At 63.2% G+C, this 15,564-nt stretch carries 13 protein-coding genes; 7 read left to right on the top strand and 6 right to left on the bottom strand.

The window, feature by feature from the left end; genetic code table 11:
• Positions 1 to 51 precede the first annotated feature (51 nt).
• Positions 52 to 780 carry a Crp/Fnr family transcriptional regulator gene (locus IVA78_RS28595; protein WP_247280613.1) on the top strand — a complete coding sequence of 243 codons (729 nt, stop codon included), beginning with the start codon at positions 52 to 54 and terminating at the stop codon, positions 778 to 780.
• A gap of 4 nt (positions 781 to 784) precedes the next feature.
• On the opposite strand, the gene IVA78_RS28600 is transcribed toward IVA78_RS28595, so the two are convergent.
• On the bottom strand, positions 785 to 1,567 hold the full coding sequence (locus tag IVA78_RS28600) for a cyclase family protein (RefSeq protein WP_247468884.1): 783 nt from the start codon (positions 1,565 to 1,567) through the stop codon (positions 785 to 787).
• Positions 1,568 to 1,871: 304 nt separating this feature from the next.
• Between IVA78_RS28600 and IVA78_RS28605 the strand changes: the two genes are divergently transcribed.
• The 4 genes from IVA78_RS28605 (at position 1,872) to IVA78_RS28620 (ending at position 5,566) form a co-directional block, all read left to right on the top strand.
• A complete protein-coding gene (locus IVA78_RS28605; RefSeq protein ID WP_247468886.1) occupies positions 1,872 to 2,843 on the top strand; it encodes a TRAP transporter substrate-binding protein in 972 nt (323 codons plus the stop codon).
• A 65-nt stretch (positions 2,844 to 2,908) separates the two neighbouring features.
• On the top strand, positions 2,909 to 3,454 hold the full coding sequence (locus tag IVA78_RS28610; protein WP_247451079.1) for a TRAP transporter small permease: 546 nt from the start codon (positions 2,909 to 2,911) through the stop codon (positions 3,452 to 3,454).
• Positions 3,445 to 4,737, top strand: coding sequence for a TRAP transporter large permease (locus IVA78_RS28615; RefSeq protein ID WP_247468888.1), 1,293 nt, complete (start codon positions 3,445 to 3,447; stop codon positions 4,735 to 4,737). Before IVA78_RS28610 ends, IVA78_RS28615 begins: the two co-directional genes overlap by 10 nt.
• Before the next feature lie 22 nt (positions 4,738 to 4,759).
• Positions 4,760 to 5,566, top strand: coding sequence for an SDR family oxidoreductase (locus IVA78_RS28620; protein ID WP_247280618.1), 807 nt, complete (start codon positions 4,760 to 4,762; stop codon positions 5,564 to 5,566).
• 14 nt (positions 5,567 to 5,580) lie between these two features.
• Here the strand turns inward: IVA78_RS28620 and IVA78_RS28625 are convergent, their stop codons facing one another.
• The 4 genes from IVA78_RS28625 to IVA78_RS28640 are packed head-to-tail and all read right to left on the bottom strand — an operon-like array spanning position 5,581 to position 9,865.
• Positions 5,581 to 6,279: a substrate-binding domain-containing protein gene (locus tag IVA78_RS28625; RefSeq protein WP_247468890.1), complete on the bottom strand. Its 699-nt coding sequence runs from the start codon at positions 6,277 to 6,279 to the stop codon at positions 5,581 to 5,583.
• On the bottom strand, positions 6,276 to 8,408 hold the full coding sequence (locus tag IVA78_RS28630) for a molybdopterin cofactor-binding domain-containing protein (protein ID WP_247468891.1): 2,133 nt from the start codon (positions 8,406 to 8,408) through the stop codon (positions 6,276 to 6,278). The genes IVA78_RS28625 and IVA78_RS28630 overlap by 4 nt, the downstream gene beginning before the upstream one ends.
• The gene (locus tag IVA78_RS28635) at positions 8,405 to 8,875 is read right to left on the bottom strand and encodes a (2Fe-2S)-binding protein (RefSeq protein ID WP_247468893.1); all 471 of its coding nucleotides are present in this window, start codon (positions 8,873 to 8,875) and stop codon (positions 8,405 to 8,407) included. Before IVA78_RS28635 ends, IVA78_RS28630 begins: the two co-directional genes overlap by 4 nt.
• Positions 8,876 to 8,890: 15 nt before the next feature.
• Complete coding sequence (locus IVA78_RS28640) at positions 8,891 to 9,865, bottom strand: tripartite tricarboxylate transporter substrate binding protein (protein ID WP_247468894.1); 975 nt, start codon at positions 9,863 to 9,865, stop codon at positions 8,891 to 8,893.
• Positions 9,866 to 10,099: 234 nt separating this feature from the next.
• Between IVA78_RS28640 and IVA78_RS28645 the strand changes: the two genes are divergently transcribed.
• Both IVA78_RS28645 and IVA78_RS28650 read left to right on the top strand, forming a co-directional pair.
• A complete protein-coding gene (locus IVA78_RS28645) occupies positions 10,100 to 12,190 on the top strand; it encodes a molybdopterin oxidoreductase family protein (RefSeq protein WP_247468895.1) in 2,091 nt (696 codons plus the stop codon).
• A 136-nt stretch (positions 12,191 to 12,326) separates the two neighbouring features.
• Positions 12,327 to 13,109 carry an enoyl-CoA hydratase/isomerase family protein gene (locus IVA78_RS28650; protein WP_247303486.1) on the top strand — a complete coding sequence of 261 codons (783 nt, stop codon included), beginning with the start codon at positions 12,327 to 12,329 and terminating at the stop codon, positions 13,107 to 13,109.
• A 49-nt stretch (positions 13,110 to 13,158) separates the two neighbouring features.
• On the opposite strand, the gene IVA78_RS28655 is transcribed toward IVA78_RS28650, so the two are convergent.
• Positions 13,159 to 14,460 carry a hypothetical protein gene (locus tag IVA78_RS28655; protein ID WP_247468896.1) on the bottom strand — a complete coding sequence of 434 codons (1,302 nt, stop codon included), beginning with the start codon at positions 14,458 to 14,460 and terminating at the stop codon, positions 13,159 to 13,161.
• Positions 14,461 to 15,564: the final 1,104 nt, after the last annotated feature.

Here is a 15,564-nt window from a genome sequence, read left to right on the forward strand (position 1 = left end):
CGTTGACTACGCAGGAACCTCGATGCCTCGCAGTCTTAGGAGCCCCGTGGCGTGCCTCAGGACAAGACCGGCGACCCCCGACAGTCAGCGGGCAACAAACTATCGGTTCTGCGCAAGCACCCGATCTTCGCAGATCTGGAGCCGGAGGCGCTCGATCAGCTCTGCCGCTATGCCAAGCACACAACCGTGAAGCGCGGTGCGACGATCGCCGCCAAGGGCGATCCCGGCAACAATCTGTTCGCGGTGATTTCGGGAACGGTGAAGATCTCCTCTTCGTCGCCGGATGGGCGGAATGCCATTCTCAATCTGATCGGTCCCGGAGAGATCTTTGGCGAGATCGCGGTGCTCGACGGCGCGCCGAGGTCGGCCGATGCGACCGCGAACACCAATTGCGAGCTCTACATCATCGATCGCCGGGATTTCCTGCCATTCGTGAAGAGCCAGCCGGCGCTGGCGATGAAATTCATCGAGCTGCTCTGCGCCCGCCTGCGCTGGACCAGCCAGCAGGTCGAGCAGGTGATCCTGCAGAACCTGCCGGGCCGGCTCGCCAGCGCGCTGATCGGTCTCACCGAGGAGCGCAAGTTCGACTCCGGCAGCGGCACACTCGCGATCACCCAGCAGGAGATCAGCGAGATGGTGGGCATGACGCGCGAGAGCATCAACAAGCAATTGCGCGCCTGGGCCGGCCGCAATTGGGTTCGTCTCGAGCACGGCGCCATCGTCGTGCTGGATATCGATGCGCTGCGCGAACTCGCGGAGAGCGGCCTCTCCGGCGAGTGATATCTCAGACCTGATCGTCGAGGATGGCGACCGCGCGGGTCCAACCGGCGGAGGCGCGTTCGATCTTGACCGGGAAGCATGAGACCGTGAAGCCGGTCGAGGGCAATTGATCGAGGTTGTGCAGCTTCTCGAGATGGCAATAGCCGATGTGCCGCCCTGCCTTGTGGCCTTCCCAGATCAGGCCGGCATCCCTTGTTTCGGCATATTTCTTCGCGGTGTAGACGAACGGCGCGTCCCAGCTCCAGCCATCGGTGCCGGTCAGGCGGACGCCGCGTTCGAGCAGGTACATCGTGGCCTCATAGCCCATGCCGCAGCCGGAATTGACGTAATCGGCTTGGCCGAATTTCGCGCCGGCGCTGGTGTTGACGACGACGATCTCCAGCGGCGCCAGCGTGTGTCCGATCCGTTTCAGCTCCTTCTCGACGTCGCCGGCGCTCGCCACGTAGCCATCGGGCAGATGCCGGAAGTCGAGCTTCACGCCGGGTTGAAAGCACCATTCCAGCGGCACTTCGTCGATCGTCCACGACCGTTCGCCGCGGTTCATGGTCGGATGGAAGTGCCAGGGCGCATCGAGATGCGTCCCGTTATGGGTCGACAGCGCGACCTGCTCGACGGCCCAGCCCTGGCCATCCGGAAGGTCTTCCGCCTTGAGGCCATCGAAGAACTGCAGCATGCGCGGCAGCCCTTGTTGGTGATCGATGTACTGGATCGTCGGATGGTTGCCTGGCGGATCGGCAGTCACGTCGTTTCGGAGCGGCACTGAGATATCGATCAGCTTCCGCGGCATGGGCATTTTCCTCGATATGGTCCGCTGTTTCGAACATGTTGAGGGGGCTCGGTAGGCGGCGTCAAGTCACGTGCCGGCGACGTCGAGCCAGCCCACCGTGCCCACCCTAATGCGAATTGCGCCAGAAATTGATCGATGCAAGTCTTGCATTGATCAATGCTGGATTTGGCTTGGACTCAGAATGCCGCCCGCCCTACGGACGACATTGGCGCTTGACTTCACACCTGAAGTGGAGCGACCCAAGGCGGCCCGCAGCCGGCCGACAACGACATAATCAACTCAATCGACCAGGAGGAAAGCCCAGATGAAGACGCTCACCGGTATCATCACAGCCGTTGCCTTGGCGGTCTCAGCGCCCCTGGCGACCGCACGCGATTTCCGCTCCGCCGACATCCACCCCGTCGATTATCCGACCGTCGAGGCCGTCAAGTTCATGGGCAAGCAGCTCGCGGCGGCGAGCGGCGGCAAGCTCGGCGTGAAGGTGTTTCCCAACGGAGCCCTCGGCTCCGAGAAGGATACCATCGAGCAGCTCAAGATCGGCGCTCTCGACATGATGCGGATCAACGCATCGCCGCTGAACAATTTCGTGCCGGAAACCATCGCGTTGTGCCTGCCTTTCGTCTTCCGGGACACGCAGCACATGCGCACCGTCCTTGACGGTCCCATCGGCGATGAGATCCTGGCGGCGATGGAGCCGGCGGGACTGGTCGGACTTGCCTATTACGATAGCGGGGCCCGGTCCATCTACACCGTCAAGGCACCGGTCAAGTCGCTCGCCGACCTCAAGGGCCTAAAGATCCGCGTCCAGCAATCCGATCTGTGGGTCGGCATGATCCAGAGCCTCGGGGCCAACCCGACGCCGATGCCCTACGGCGAGGTCTATACCGCTCTCAAGACCGGCCTCGTGGACGCTGCCGAGAACAACTGGCCGTCCTATGAGTCCTCGCGCCATTTCGAGGCCGCCAAGTTCTACAACGTCACCGAGCACTCGCTGGCGCCGGAAGTTCTCGTGATGTCGAAGAAGGTCTGGGACACGCTGAGCAAGGAAGATCAGGCGATGGTCCGCAAGGCGGCCAAGGAATCGGTGCCTGTCATGCGCAAGCTCTGGGACGAGCGCGAGCAGGCCTCCCGCAAGACGGTCGAGGCGGCCGGCGTTCAGGTCGTGACCATCGCCAACAAGGCGGAATTCGTCGAGGCGATGAAGCCGGTCTACACGAAGTTCGCCGGCGACGAGAAGCTCCAGAGCCTCGTCAAGCGCATCCAGGACACGAAGTAAGCACAGCGGTGTCGGGTCCGGAGTCGCCTAGCGTGCGATGCCGGACCCTCGCGGGGAGACACGGGATGACTGATCCACACGTCGCAAGCCACGAGGCGGTCGCCGGACGCCCGTCCACCGGCTTGCTGTCGCGGGTCAATGCTCCCGTCGCGCGCGCGGGCATGTATCTGTCCGTGACCGGCCTGCTCGGCATCGTCATCATCGTGTTCTACCAGGTGTTCGGGCGTTACGTGCTCAATTCGAGCCCGACCTGGACGGAGAACCTCGCGCTGGTTCTGATCCTGTATGTCACCTTGATCGGCGCCGCTGTCGGTGTGCGCGATGCCGGACACATCGGCATGGACAGTCTCCTGGTGATGCTACCGGATCACATGCGGGAGAAGATCGAGCTCGTGATCCACGTCCTGGTGGCCGTGTTCGGCATTGCGATGGCCTATAACGGCTGGATCCTGGGGGCGTCGGTTGGAACGGTGAAGATCCCCAATCTCGGCCTGCCGGAGGTGATCCGTTACGTGCCGCTGATCGCCTCCGGTGTCCTGATCGTCTCCTTTTCAATCGAGCATATCGTTGCTCTCCTGCGCGGCGAAGAGGTCGTCCCCTCATGGAACTGATCATCCTCGGCGCCACGTTCTTCGGCTTCCTGGTCCTCGGCGTCCCCGTCGCCTTCGCGATTGGCCTCTCGGCGATCTGTACCATCCTGTACGAAGGTCTGCCGGTTGCCGTCATCTTCCAGCAGATGATGTCGGGGATTAACATCTTCTCGTTCCTCGCCATTCCGTTCTTCGTCTTCAGCGGTGAGCTGATGCTGCATGGCGGCGTCGCCGACAAGATCGTGCAGCTCGCCAAGAATCTCGTCGGGCACATCCGCGGCGGGCTCGGCATGTCCAACGTTGTCGCCTGCACGCTGTTCGGCGGCGTCTCCGGCTCGCCTGTGGCCGACGTGTCGGCGATGGGCGCGGTGATGATCCCGATGATGAAGAAGGAGGGGTTCGACACCGACTACGCCGTCAACGTCACCACCCATGCCTCGCTGGTCGGAGCCTTGATGCCGACCAGCCACAACATGATCATCTATGCCCTGGCCGCCGGCGGCAAGGTCTCGATCGGCGCGCTGATCGCCGCCGGCCTGCTGCCGGCGCTCGTGCTGATGGTGTGCATGCTGGTTGCCGCCTACGCAGTCGCGGTGAAGCGCGGCTATCCGGCCGGCAAGTTTCCGGGCTGGGCCGAGGTCTTCCGCTCGCTCGCCGCCGCGCTGCCTGGCCTTCTGATTGTCGGCATCATCCTGGCGGGCATCCTATCCGGCGTCTTCACGGCCACTGAATCGGCAGCCGTCGCGGTCACCTACACGATCCTGCTGACGTTCTTCATCTACCGCACCATGACCTGGGGCAACTTCCTGCGTGCCGCCGCCAAGGCGGTGAAGACGACCGGCGTGGTGCTGTTGCTGATCGGCGTCTCCACCATGTTCCAGTATCTGATGGGGCTATATGAAGTCGCCGATCTCGCCGGCGCGATGATGAGCAAGGTCTCGACCCAACCCTGGGTCATCTTCCTGCTCATCAACGTCATCCTGTTCGTGCTCGGCACGTTCATGGACATGGCCGCGACCATCCTGATCTGCACCCCGATCTTCCTGCCGATCGCGATGAAGGCGGGCATGGATCCGGTGCAGTTCGGCATGCTGATGCTGATCAATTGCGCGCTGGGGCTGAACACGCCACCGGTCGGAACGACGCAGTTCGTGGGCTGCGCCATCGGCGGCATCTCGGTCGGCGCGGTGATGCGCACCATCCTGCCGTTCTATGCCGCCCTGATCGCAGCACTGATGTTCGTGACCTACGTCCCTGCGTTCTCGCTGTGGCTGCCCCGCCTGCTGATGGGCTACAAGGGATAGCAGCATCAGGGAGAAGCTATCAGTGACGGACTATCGCAAGCTTTTCGATCTCACCGGCAAGACCGCAGTCGTTCTCGGCGCCGCATCCGGCATCGGCAAGTCGTCGGCCGAGGCGCTGGCCGGGCTCGGTGCCCGCGTCGTTTGCGCCGATCGCGCGTTTGATGCGGCGGAAGCGACCGCCGCCGGCATTCGGGACAAGGGCGGCTGGGCGGAAGCGGCGAGCTGCGACGCCGCAAGCGCCGCGGACGTCAAGGCGCTGGCCAAAACCGTGATGCAGAAGTTTCCGCGGCTCGACATCGCCGTGACGACGCCCGGGCTCAATATCCGCAAGACCATCCTCGACTATACCGAGGAGGATCTCGATCGCGTCCTGAACCTCAACGTCAAAGGCACGGTCTGGTTCTTCCAGGCCTTTGGGCGCATCATGGTCGAGCAGAAGGGCGGCAGCATCATCGCCTGCTCCTCGGTGCGCGCAGTCACGATCGAGCCGGGCCTCGGCGTCTATGGCTCGACCAAAGCGGCGATCGGCCTTCTGGTGAAGGGCTTTGCCTCCGAGGTCGGGCATGCCGGCGTGCGCGTCAATGCGATCGCGCCGAGCATCGCCGAGACCGCGTTGACCGGCCCGTTCAAGCAGCGGCCTGACATCTACAATCTCTACGCCGGCCATACCGTATTCAACCGCTGGAGCAGCGCCGACGAGGTCGCCACCGCGGTGGCCTATCTCGCCTCGGACGCCGCGAGTTATGTCAGCGGCAGCACGATGTTCATCGACGGCGGCTGGACGGCCGTGGACGGCCCACCGACAGGCCTTACCCAGCTACACAAATAGGCGGCCATCTGCATCTAGCCGGTAAAGCCCACGCGCCGGCGCAGCTCCTTCTGCTCTGCGCCAGTCAGCAGGGCGATCAGCGCGGCCGCCTCCTTTGGATGCGCGGCCCGCGCTGTCATGCCGGCCGTGTACATCGTCACGAGCTCGCAGCCCGGCGGCAGCGATCCCGATAGCGCGATGCCGTCGGTTGCGATGATCTCGGTCGCCTGCGTGCAGCCGATCGGCGTTTGCGCGGTGGACGCCGCGAGCTCCCGCATCGCAGTCGCGCCGTTCGCAAAGATCATGAGGCGTGACGCGACCTCATAGCCAATACCGAGCTGATCCAGCACCTTGGCGACATGCTGTCCCGCCGTCGAAGCCTTGGTATCGGGGACGTAGATCGCATCGGCGCTCCGTAAGACCTCACGCAGATCGGATTCGGTCCTCACCGTCACCCTGGGATCTCGGTTGCGGACCGCCAGCGCAGTCTCGACCTGGCCGATATCAGCGATCGAGGAGGCCGTGACAAGCTTTTCCCCGATGAGCTTTGCAAGAAGGGCTTGCGTCAGGATCACGAGGTCGGCAGGTTTTCCCGCGCGCAACTTGTCGGCCATGATACCGACCGCGCCAAATTCGCCGTCAATGCCGAAGCCGGTCTGCGCGTTAAAGGCGTCGGTGAGGCCGCGCACCAGCCCTTGCGCTGCGCCGCCGCTCAAAATGTTCACTGTCGTCACGATGCAAGCTCCGCAGCTGCAATGATCCTGTCGCGCGTGATTGGCAGGTCGCGCACACGCACGCCGAGGCAGTCGTAGACCGCATTGGCGATCGCGGCCGTCACCGGGCCGTGCGCGGCCTCACCGGCGCCAACTGGCTCGGTCTCCGGCCGCTGGATGAGCTCGACATCCACTGCCGGCACTTCGCTGAATCTCAGGATCGGATAGTCGGTCCAGGACGTCGATGTAATTCGCGCCCGCTCGAAGCGGACACGCTCCTTCAGCACCCAGCTCGTTGCCTGGATCGCGCCGCCCTCGATCTGGTTGATGACGCCGTCCGGATTGATGGCTTCGCCAACGTCGACGGCAAGCGTCAGCCGCTTCACGCGGATGTCGTCGGTGCCTTCGATTTCGGCAATCGCGGCGCAGTAGGCTCCCATGTTCTTATAGCGCGCAAAGCCGACGCCGTGACCGATGCCGGTTCGCTTCTGCGGTTTCCACGCCAAGCGTTGCGCAGCGGCGCGGATGACGTCCTTGGCGCGCTCGTCGCGCAGATGGCGCAAACGGAATGCGATCGGGTCCTCGCCGCGCAGGGCGGCGATCTCGTCGAGCAGGGATTCGATGGCGAACACATTGCCTTGTGCGCCGAGGGTCCGCAGCGCCGAGGTGCGTACCGGCATCGTCAGCAATCGGTGGCTCGTGATCGTCCAGGCCGGGAGGTCATAGAGTGGAACGGAGTTGCGATCAGCGCCGCCGCCATTGGCGACCGGCGGGTTGGACGAGATCATGCGCGGGTACGGGTTTGCGATCTCAGTCGCGGCAAGCAGCGCCGGCTGCGCCGCGCGCCCCGGCCGCGCCGCGTGGCCGTTGCTCCAGATGGTGTGACGCCAGCCGACGATCTCGTTGTCGGCGTCGACATCGGCCTCGATCTCGATAGCCATGGCCGCACCGAACGGCGCATGGGACATCTCGTCATGGCGCGACCATTGCACCCGCACCGGATGGCCCACGGCAGCCTTTGCCAGCAGCACGGCGTCGAGCGCGACGTCGTCGGCCGCGTTGTGTCCGTAGCAGCCGGCGCCCTCCATGTGCTCGACGACGATGTTCCCGGCCGGCAGCTTCAGCACGATCGCGAGATCGGCGCGCAGCAGATAGACGCCCTGGCTGTGGGTCCAGACATGGACGCGATCGCCATCCCATTGCGCCATGGCGCAGGACGGCGCGATCGAGCCGTGTGCGATGTAGGGGCGGGTGTATTGGCGGCGCAGGGTTTGGGCCGGCTTGTTCGTCGCCGCTCCGGTCCTGATCTCGATGATGGTGGTCTCGACCGGCTGGCTTCTTAGGAAGCCCGTCAAATCATCTTCATCGGGCAGCGCATCGCCGGCCGACCATGTCGCGCCCTTGCGTAAGGCTTTCAGAGCGGCTTCCGCCGCTGCCTCGCTGTCAGCAACCACGCCGGCAAAGCCGCCGTCGCGAACGATCGTGACGAGAGCGGGGACAGCGCGCGCAGCCTCCTCATTGAGCGCAGTCAATCTGGCGCCCGAGACATCCGGCCGCAGCACGCGTCCGTGCAGCAGGCCCGGCAGTGCCCAGTCGTGGATGAAGCGCGGCCGCGCGAACACCTTGTCGGGAATGTCGACGCGCTGCACGGAATGTCCGGCGACGAGACGCTCGGTGGCGCTTTTCGCTGTCGCGCCCGCGGTGACGTCGTGGTCCAGCGAGACCTCGCCAGCCAGCTCCCAATAGCTGGTGCTGACATTGCCCGGTCCCGAGATCGTGCCGTCATCGATACGGAGCAGCGCCGCATCGACGCCGAAGCGCTCCGATGCAGCAGTGAGGAAGCGCTGGCGCACCTCGGCGCAGGCGTGGCGCAGTGCGCGGCCGGATTGCTGGATCGACAGGCTGCCCGAGGTGACGCCTTCGTTCGGGCTCATTGCCGTCGAGGCGCGGATCATCTCGATCCTGATGATATCGAGATCGAGCTCGTCCGCCGCAATTTGCGCCAGCGCCGTCACGATGCCCTGGCCGATTTCCACTTTGCCGGGCGAGATCGCTACCCGGCCGTCGGCGGTGAACCGCACCCAGGACGATAGTCTTGGATTGGCCGCGAGGCTGGCCGACAGCTTCGGGGCAGGGGACGACACATTCATGACGTCGCCATCTCCGATGCCGCCCGCAGCACGGCGCGGACCATGCGGTTGTGCGATCCGCAGCGACAGAGATTGCAGTCCAGCGCGGCTCTAACCCCGGCCTCCGTCGGTGACGGATTGCGCTTCAGCAGCGCCGCAGCGCTGATCAGAATCCCCGATACGCAATAGCCGCATTGCATCGCCTGTTCGCAGACGAAGGCACGTTGCAGCGCGTGCGGTTGCTCGACCGTGCCGAGGCCCTCCACGGTGATGACGTCCTTGCCGGCGACCGACCACATCGGCATGTCGCATGAAGCCATCGCGCGGCCGTCGATCATGACGTAACAGGCGCCGCACTCACCGGCGCCGCAGCCGAAATGCGCACTGTTGACACCGAGCCGGCTGCGCAGCACGTCGAGCAGGATCTGATCAGGATCGACATCCACGGCCATCGCTGCGCCGTTGAGCTGGAATTGAATGGCAGGCATTCTCGCGCTAAGGCCTCACGACTTGTCGAACTTCTTGACCACGTCGGCCCATTTCTCGATGTCGCCGCGCAGGAATTTTTCGAACTGTTCCGGCGTCATCGACATGGGCACGGCACCTTGTTCTGTCCAGAGCCTGATGATGTCGGGCCGCTTTACCATTGCGTTGACGGCCGCGTTGAGCTTGTCGATGACAGGCTTCGGCGTCCCCGCCGGCGCCATCAGGCCGAGCCAGATCGTCGCCTCGTAGCCAGGCACCCCGGCCTCGATCGCGGTCGGCACGTTCGGCAGCACGGCCGAGCGCTGCTTGCCGGTGGTGGCGAGCGCGCGGACCTGGTTCTCACCGATGTTCGGCGCCATTGCCGGCACGGCGTCGATCATCATCTGCACCTGTCCGCCGATCACGCCGCTGCGCGCCTCGCCACTGTTGCGATAAGGCACATGGACGATATCGACGCCGGCCATGACTTTGAACAGCTCGCCGGCCATGTGATAGGGCGTGCCCTGGCCGGAGGAGGCGTAGTTCAGTTTGCCTGGCTGCGCCCTGGCGAGCGCGATGAATTCCTGCAACGTCTTTGCTGCGACTTGCAGATTCACCACGATGACGAGATCGGAAGAGTTCACCGGCGCGATCGGCGCGAGATCGCGCATCAGCTCGTATTTGCGCTTGTCCGCCGTCAGCAGGGATTCGTTCGCGGTCTGGGTATTGGACATCATCAACAGCGTGTAGCCGTCGGCGGCCGCCTTTGCCGCTTCGACCGTGCCGATGACGCCGCCCGCGCCCGTGCGGTTCTCGATCACGAAGGGTTGGCCAAGGCTTTCCTGGAGCACGTTGCCGATCAGCCGGGCCGCGACGTCCGCAGGCCCGCCGGCGCCAAAGGGCACGATGATGCGGACCGAGCGGGTCGGATAATCCTGTGCCAAGGAGGAGGCCGCGGAGAACGCGGCAAGCACGCCGGCCGCCAGAGCCTGCATGAATCTTCGGGCTTTCATGCCCACCTCCCTGATGTCGTTCTTGTTGGCCGGCACTGTAGCGGCAGGGGATGTGGACTGTCGACGGCTCACAAAGCCGATCGTGCCGGGAATGTCGCGACCGTCTCGTTGTGGCCGCGCCGCTCTTCGCAGTCGCGGCAGGAACCGGAAGCGCACGTGATCTGAGCAAATCGCATGGGAATTGCCGGATAAATGCCCTCGGCTGACGGGTATTTTGGTGTTACGAACTGGGACATGAACCAGCACGCCAAGATCGAAATCCGCCATTCGACCTGCCCGCATGATTGTCCCTCGGCCTGTGCCCTCGATGTCGAGGTGGTCGAGGGCCGCAGCATCGGCCGGGTCCGCGGTTCGAAGCAGCAGACCTATACGGCCGGCGTCGTCTGCGCCAAGGTCGCCCGCTACGCCGAGCGCATCCATCACCCCGAGCGGGTGACGTTTCCGATGCGCCGCATTGGGCCGAAGGGTTCTGGGCAATTCGCACGGATCTCCTGGGACGAGGCGCTGGATGAGATTGCCGATCGCTTCAATCAAGCCGAGCGCGAGTTCGGCGCGGAATCGATCTGGCCCTATTACTACGCTGGCACCATGGGCCTCGTGATGCGCGACGGTCTCAATCGCCTCACCCATGTGAAGAAATATTCGCGCTTCTATCAGACCATCTGCGCCAATGTCGCGCGCATCGGGTTCGCGATCGGCACCGGCAAGATCGCCGGCGTCGATCCGCGCGAGATGGCGCTGTCCGACCTCGTCGTGATCTGGGGGACAAATCCCGTCAACACTCAGGTCAACGTGATGACGCACGCCTCGCGCGCGCGCAAGGAGCGCGGCGCCAGAATCGCTGCGGTCGACATCTACGACAACGAGACCATGAAGCAGGCTGACATCAAGATCATCCTGCGGCCCGGCACCGACGGCGCGTTTGCCTGCGGCGTGATGCATGTCCTGTTCCGCGACGGCTATGCCGACCGCGCCTACATGGACAAATACACCGATTGCCCTCATGAGCTCGAGGCGCATCTGAAGACGCGCACACCCGAATGGGCCTCGGCCATCTCAGGCGTGCCGGTGGCCGAGATCGAGGCCTTTGCCAAGGCGGTCGGCGAGACCAAGCGGACCTTCCTGCGTCTCGGTTACGGCTTCACCCGCTCGCGCAACGGCGCGACGCAGATGCATGCGGCGCTCTGCATTCCTGCGGTGACCGGCGCCTGGCAATATGAAGGCGGCGGCGCCTTCTTCAACAATTACGCGCTCTGGCATTTCAACGAATCGATCATCGAAGGGCACGATGCGATCGACAAGACCACGCGCGCGCTCGACCAGTCGCAGATCGGCCGCATCCTCACCGGCGATGCCGAAGCCCTGCAGGGCAGGGGCCCGGTCAAGGCGATGCTGATCCAGAACACCAACCCGATGACGGTGGCGCCGGAGCAGGCGCTGGTACGGCAGGGCTTTGCGCGCGAGGATCTTTTCGTCGCGGTGCACGAGCAGTTCATGACCGAGACCGCCGAGATGGCCGACATCGTGCTGCCGGCGACCATGTTCATGGAGCATGATGATCTCTATTACGGCGGTGGCCATCAGCACATCTCGGTCGGGCCCAAGCTGATCGACCCGCCCGGCGAATGCCGCTCCAATCACGAGGTGTTGCAGGGGCTGGCGCCGCGGCTTGGTGCGAAGCATCCGGGTTTCGACATGACGCCCCGCGAACTGATCGACGCGACGCTCAAGCTCAGCAATCACGGCGACATCGCCGGCTTGGAGGCTGATATCTGGCGCGACCTGCAACCCGATTTCCGCACCTCGCATTATCTCGACGGCTTCGCCCATGCCGACGGAAAGTTCCATTTCAGGGCCGACTGGGCGCATCCGCCTTTCGGTCAGACGATGGGCGATTTCGACAAGATGCCGTCGCTGCCGGATCATTGGGCGGTGATCGAGCACACGGATCAGGCCCATCCATTCCGCCTCGCGACCAGCCCCTCGCGCAGCTTCCTCAACACGACTTTCAACGAGACGCCGTCCTCGCAGGCGCGCGAGGGCAGGGCGAGCGTGATGATCCATCCGCTGGATGCGGCCGCGCTTGGCATCGTCGACGGCGATGCGGTGACGCTCGGCAACGGCCGTGGTGAGAGCACGCTGGTCGCAACGCTGTTCGAGGGCGTGCGGCGCGGCGTTCTGATCGCCGAATCCGTTCACCCGAACAAGGGCCATATCGGAGGCCGCGGCATCAACATGCTGACGGGCGCGGACACCATCGCGCCGATTGGCGGGGCGGCATTCCACGACAACAAGGTCTGGATCAGGAAGGCGGCCGCGGGCTGAAGCACACTGTCGCTTCGATTGCCCTCTAAATTTGTGTCGAGGCGCTAAAGCTCCGCCTCGCCGCAGATTGCGCTTGCACCTCGCGCCCGAGCTGCCGCAAATGACAGCAAAACCGGGCCAAGGAAGCGAGCGTGCCATGAGCGACACCACAGCCGTCATTACCGAGAAGCGCGGGCAGGCGCTCTGGATCACCATCAACCGGCCGGAGAAGCGCAACGCGCTGAACGGCGATGTCATCGCCGGCATCAGCAAAGGCTATCGCGACGCGCATGACGACAAGGACGTCCGCGTCATTGTGCTGACGGGCGCGGGCGACAAGGCGTTCTGCGCGGGCGCCGACCTGCAGAATTCCGGCGCGGCTTTCGCGATGGATCATTCCAAACCAAATGTCGACTATGCGGATCTGCTACGTTTGTCACAGAACGCCACCAAGCCTGCGATTGCGCGGGTTGGCGGCGTCTGCATGGCCGGCGGCATGGGCCTATTGTGCATGACCGACATGGCGGTTGCAGCCGATCACGTCATCTTCGGCCTGCCGGAGGTGAAGGTCGGCGTGTTCCCGATGCAGGTCCTGAGCCTGCTGCAGAGGATCGCGCCGCCGCGGCTTGTCAACGAATGGGCGCTCACGGGTGAGCCGTTCGATGTCAAGGCGGCGCAGGCCGCGGGCCTCCTCAATTACGTCGTGCCTGCGGCCGAACTCGACGCCAAGGTCGACTGGCTGATCGGCCGCATCGTCGACAAATCGCCGACCGCGATCCGCCGCGGCAAATACGCCATGCGCGCCATCGCATCGATGTCTTTCGACGAGAGCATCGCCTACACCGAAAGCCAGATCGCGCTGCTCGCGATGACCGAGGACGCCAAGGAGGGATTGAAGGCGTTCAGCGAGAAGCGATTGCCATCTTGGACTGGAAAATAGGCGATCATGTCAGGGCACGGTTTGGATGCTGTGGTCCTTCAAAGCAGCTTTATTCCGAGGAGTGATCGGCGTTTAGTCGAACAAGGAGCGCTCTTCTGCGCTGCTCGCGACGCTTCTTTGTGGCTGTGATCAACTGTTTGCCGGTGCGCTTGGCGTAGGTTGGCAGTTGGCGGCTTGATCTATGACGGCCTGCGGCACGCAACTCTGCGTCCGTGAGATCGCTATCGGCACCTTCGGTGAAGCCTCCGTGCCGGAAGGAAGTAAAGGAAAGTTCCTGACGAAGGTCGGCCGCTGCGATGATCTTTTTCACCACGCTGCGCAGATAGCGCAGGTCCTTGCGTGGCGTAATCCATGGAATCGGGGTTACCGACCGACGATGGGCATGGTCACGCCGGAATACCAGCCCCGGGAGCGAGGTCTTTTTCATCTCGTCGAGCTCGTCCATAAGTTCAGGAAAGAGAGGGGCGCCCGTTTCGTCTAACAGTGGCCACCAGGCTTCCTCTCCGTTCTTTGGGTGCACGATCCTGACGCTGTTTGGCCGTTCGCTAGGACGGTAGTGCGACATGTCGAAGGAGCCAAACACGTGCTGCTCTCGCTGCAGCCACTCCCATGACAACAAAGCAGCAGTTGCGATGGAGCGATAGTCGAGCCTTTTCGCGGCAGCCCTGAACGCGACGAGTTCATCCCAAGTTGCGGTTGGTGTGGGCCGTATCGGCTGGCCGGGCGCACGTGACCTTAATCCCATCCGTGAAAATGGATTGCTCGCTGGTACCATTTTTTCTTGAGCGCGCTGCCCGACGAACCAGGCCCGCCGGCAGCTCGCCATGGCCACATTTGCGTAGCGACGACGCTCGCGGACGACGACCTCTCCATTCTTGCCTACTTTTGTTACGACTAACAGCTTTCCATAAACTGCGTCGACGAAGGCCTTGGTGAAATCGGACAATTGCTTCGACCCAACGCGACTTCCATCTTTCAGCTCGTGATTGGCAAAGAGCGCGAGACTCTTTTTGTACTGCCGCTGAGTGGTGCTTTCGATTTCGCCCCACTTCTGGTGAGCTTGGTAGATGCCGACCAGCCAATCGAACGTGCCGGGCTCGGGAGAGGCCGGCATCATGTCACTTAGACCCCGTGAGCGCCAACTCTCGAATGCCGGCAAGAGGACTTTTTCAACCCGCTCGACGGCACCCGCATAATCGCTCCCTAAAGCTTCAGGCCTCAAATGGCAGCCCTGCCGACGAGCCCAGGTTGGCGGCGCGAAATAGTAAGCCACCGTATTGTTCGCCAACAGTTTTCGTTGACAATATCGAGGAAGCTTCGGTGCCGCATCAAGTGACATCATACCAGACATAAGAGATCCTCCGGCTCCCTGGCGTCTCTTCTTCCAAGAGGTGCTGCGAAATGGTCCATGGTCGCCTTCGACCAGACTGGCTCCCGCAGCCGTCCTGTTCCACGACAGCTGACCGGTGGCGGCGCATCTCCTCGGCGGATCGCGCACGCAAGTTCGCCTGTGTCTTCAAAGTCCAGGTAGGCGGCCGCCATATCCGCTCTCATCATCGCTGGCCAGGTTCCAGCGGGTGGGTAGCGAGCAGGCAGCGCTGTGCGTCGTGAAGGTGGGCGGTCTGATCTCACTGATGGGGCCGCTTAGGTCCAACAAGAGTCGAATTCACTGAACGACGACGTCCGATCTGGAAGATCTAGATTGGGCTCGACTCGTGATCAGTGGAGCGAGAGTCGCGGTGGGTCATAAAACGAACTTTTACGATGAAAGACTTTTCCGCTCTACTGCGCAGTGCCGCCGTGGGGGGCATAGGCCAGATTAACGCGCGAAAAAGAGGCCTAGCGTGCAGTTCTCGGCGAGAACCAATTCTGACCGGCGAAATCCCCGAAAGCGGAGCTAATGGTATCTCCGTTCGCGGAGTGGGGCGCCGCTAGCAGGCAGTCAACTGCTCTAGATGCATCATCAATGGACTTTCCCACAGATTCGCCGGTGAGCTTGCACTGAATCTGTCCGAGCGTTGTACGGTGTCGGAATGTGGTGGACGCAGACCAAATGATCGGGCCGGTCTCTTATCGACCCATGCGGGGATTCCCGACCACCTCGTTGCATAAGCAAGCCGTGAACTGACGCCTCTATCTACATGCTTGAGGCGATCGGCCGATTCAAAGCCGAGTTTGCAACCAGAGGCGACGCCGGTGAAGGTGAGAAGAACAACATTCTCCCATGCTCCAGATCAGGATTGTGGAATGGAGAGGAGTGCGCGTAAGGAAATGTCGGCCCTCCGATTGGCGGATTCTTTCGCTTGCGCGCGTGCGGCTGCCGCCGCACCGGGCTCTCGTTGAAACCGAGCCGCTCTGCGTCTCGGTAGGGTAGGCGCGGGACACCTCGACGAGGATGTCCCTACGCCTCCCCCCAAACCGTGCGGGCACTTTTCAATGCACACGGCTTTCCATA

The sequence above is a fragment of the Bradyrhizobium sp. 137 genome, assembly GCF_023074095.1.
GTDB lineage: Bacteria > Pseudomonadota > Alphaproteobacteria > Rhizobiales > Xanthobacteraceae > Bradyrhizobium.

Bases quoted from the DNA above. Each gene is read 5' to 3' on its own strand.
- IVA78_RS28600 (WP_247468884.1), bottom strand. From the start codon at position 1,567: ATGCCGCGGAAGCTGATCGATATCTCAGTGCCGCTCCGAAACGACGTG.
- IVA78_RS28605 (WP_247468886.1), top strand. From the start codon at position 1,872: ATGAAGACGCTCACCGGTATCATCACAGCCGTTGCCTTGGCGGTCTCA.
- IVA78_RS28610 (WP_247451079.1), top strand. From the start codon at position 2,909: ATGACTGATCCACACGTCGCAAGCCACGAGGCGGTCGCCGGACGCCCG.
- IVA78_RS28615 (WP_247468888.1), top strand. From the start codon at position 3,445: ATGGAACTGATCATCCTCGGCGCCACGTTCTTCGGCTTCCTGGTCCTC.
- IVA78_RS28630 (WP_247468891.1), bottom strand. From the start codon at position 8,408: ATGAATGTGTCGTCCCCTGCCCCGAAGCTGTCGGCCAGCCTCGCGGCC.
- IVA78_RS28635 (WP_247468893.1), bottom strand. From the start codon at position 8,875: ATGCCTGCCATTCAATTCCAGCTCAACGGCGCAGCGATGGCCGTGGAT.
- IVA78_RS28640 (WP_247468894.1), bottom strand. From the start codon at position 9,865: ATGAAAGCCCGAAGATTCATGCAGGCTCTGGCGGCCGGCGTGCTTGCC.
- IVA78_RS28645 (WP_247468895.1), top strand. From the start codon at position 10,100: ATGAACCAGCACGCCAAGATCGAAATCCGCCATTCGACCTGCCCGCAT.
- IVA78_RS28650 (WP_247303486.1), top strand. From the start codon at position 12,327: ATGAGCGACACCACAGCCGTCATTACCGAGAAGCGCGGGCAGGCGCTC.
- IVA78_RS28655 (WP_247468896.1), bottom strand. From the start codon at position 14,460: ATGTCTGGTATGATGTCACTTGATGCGGCACCGAAGCTTCCTCGATAT.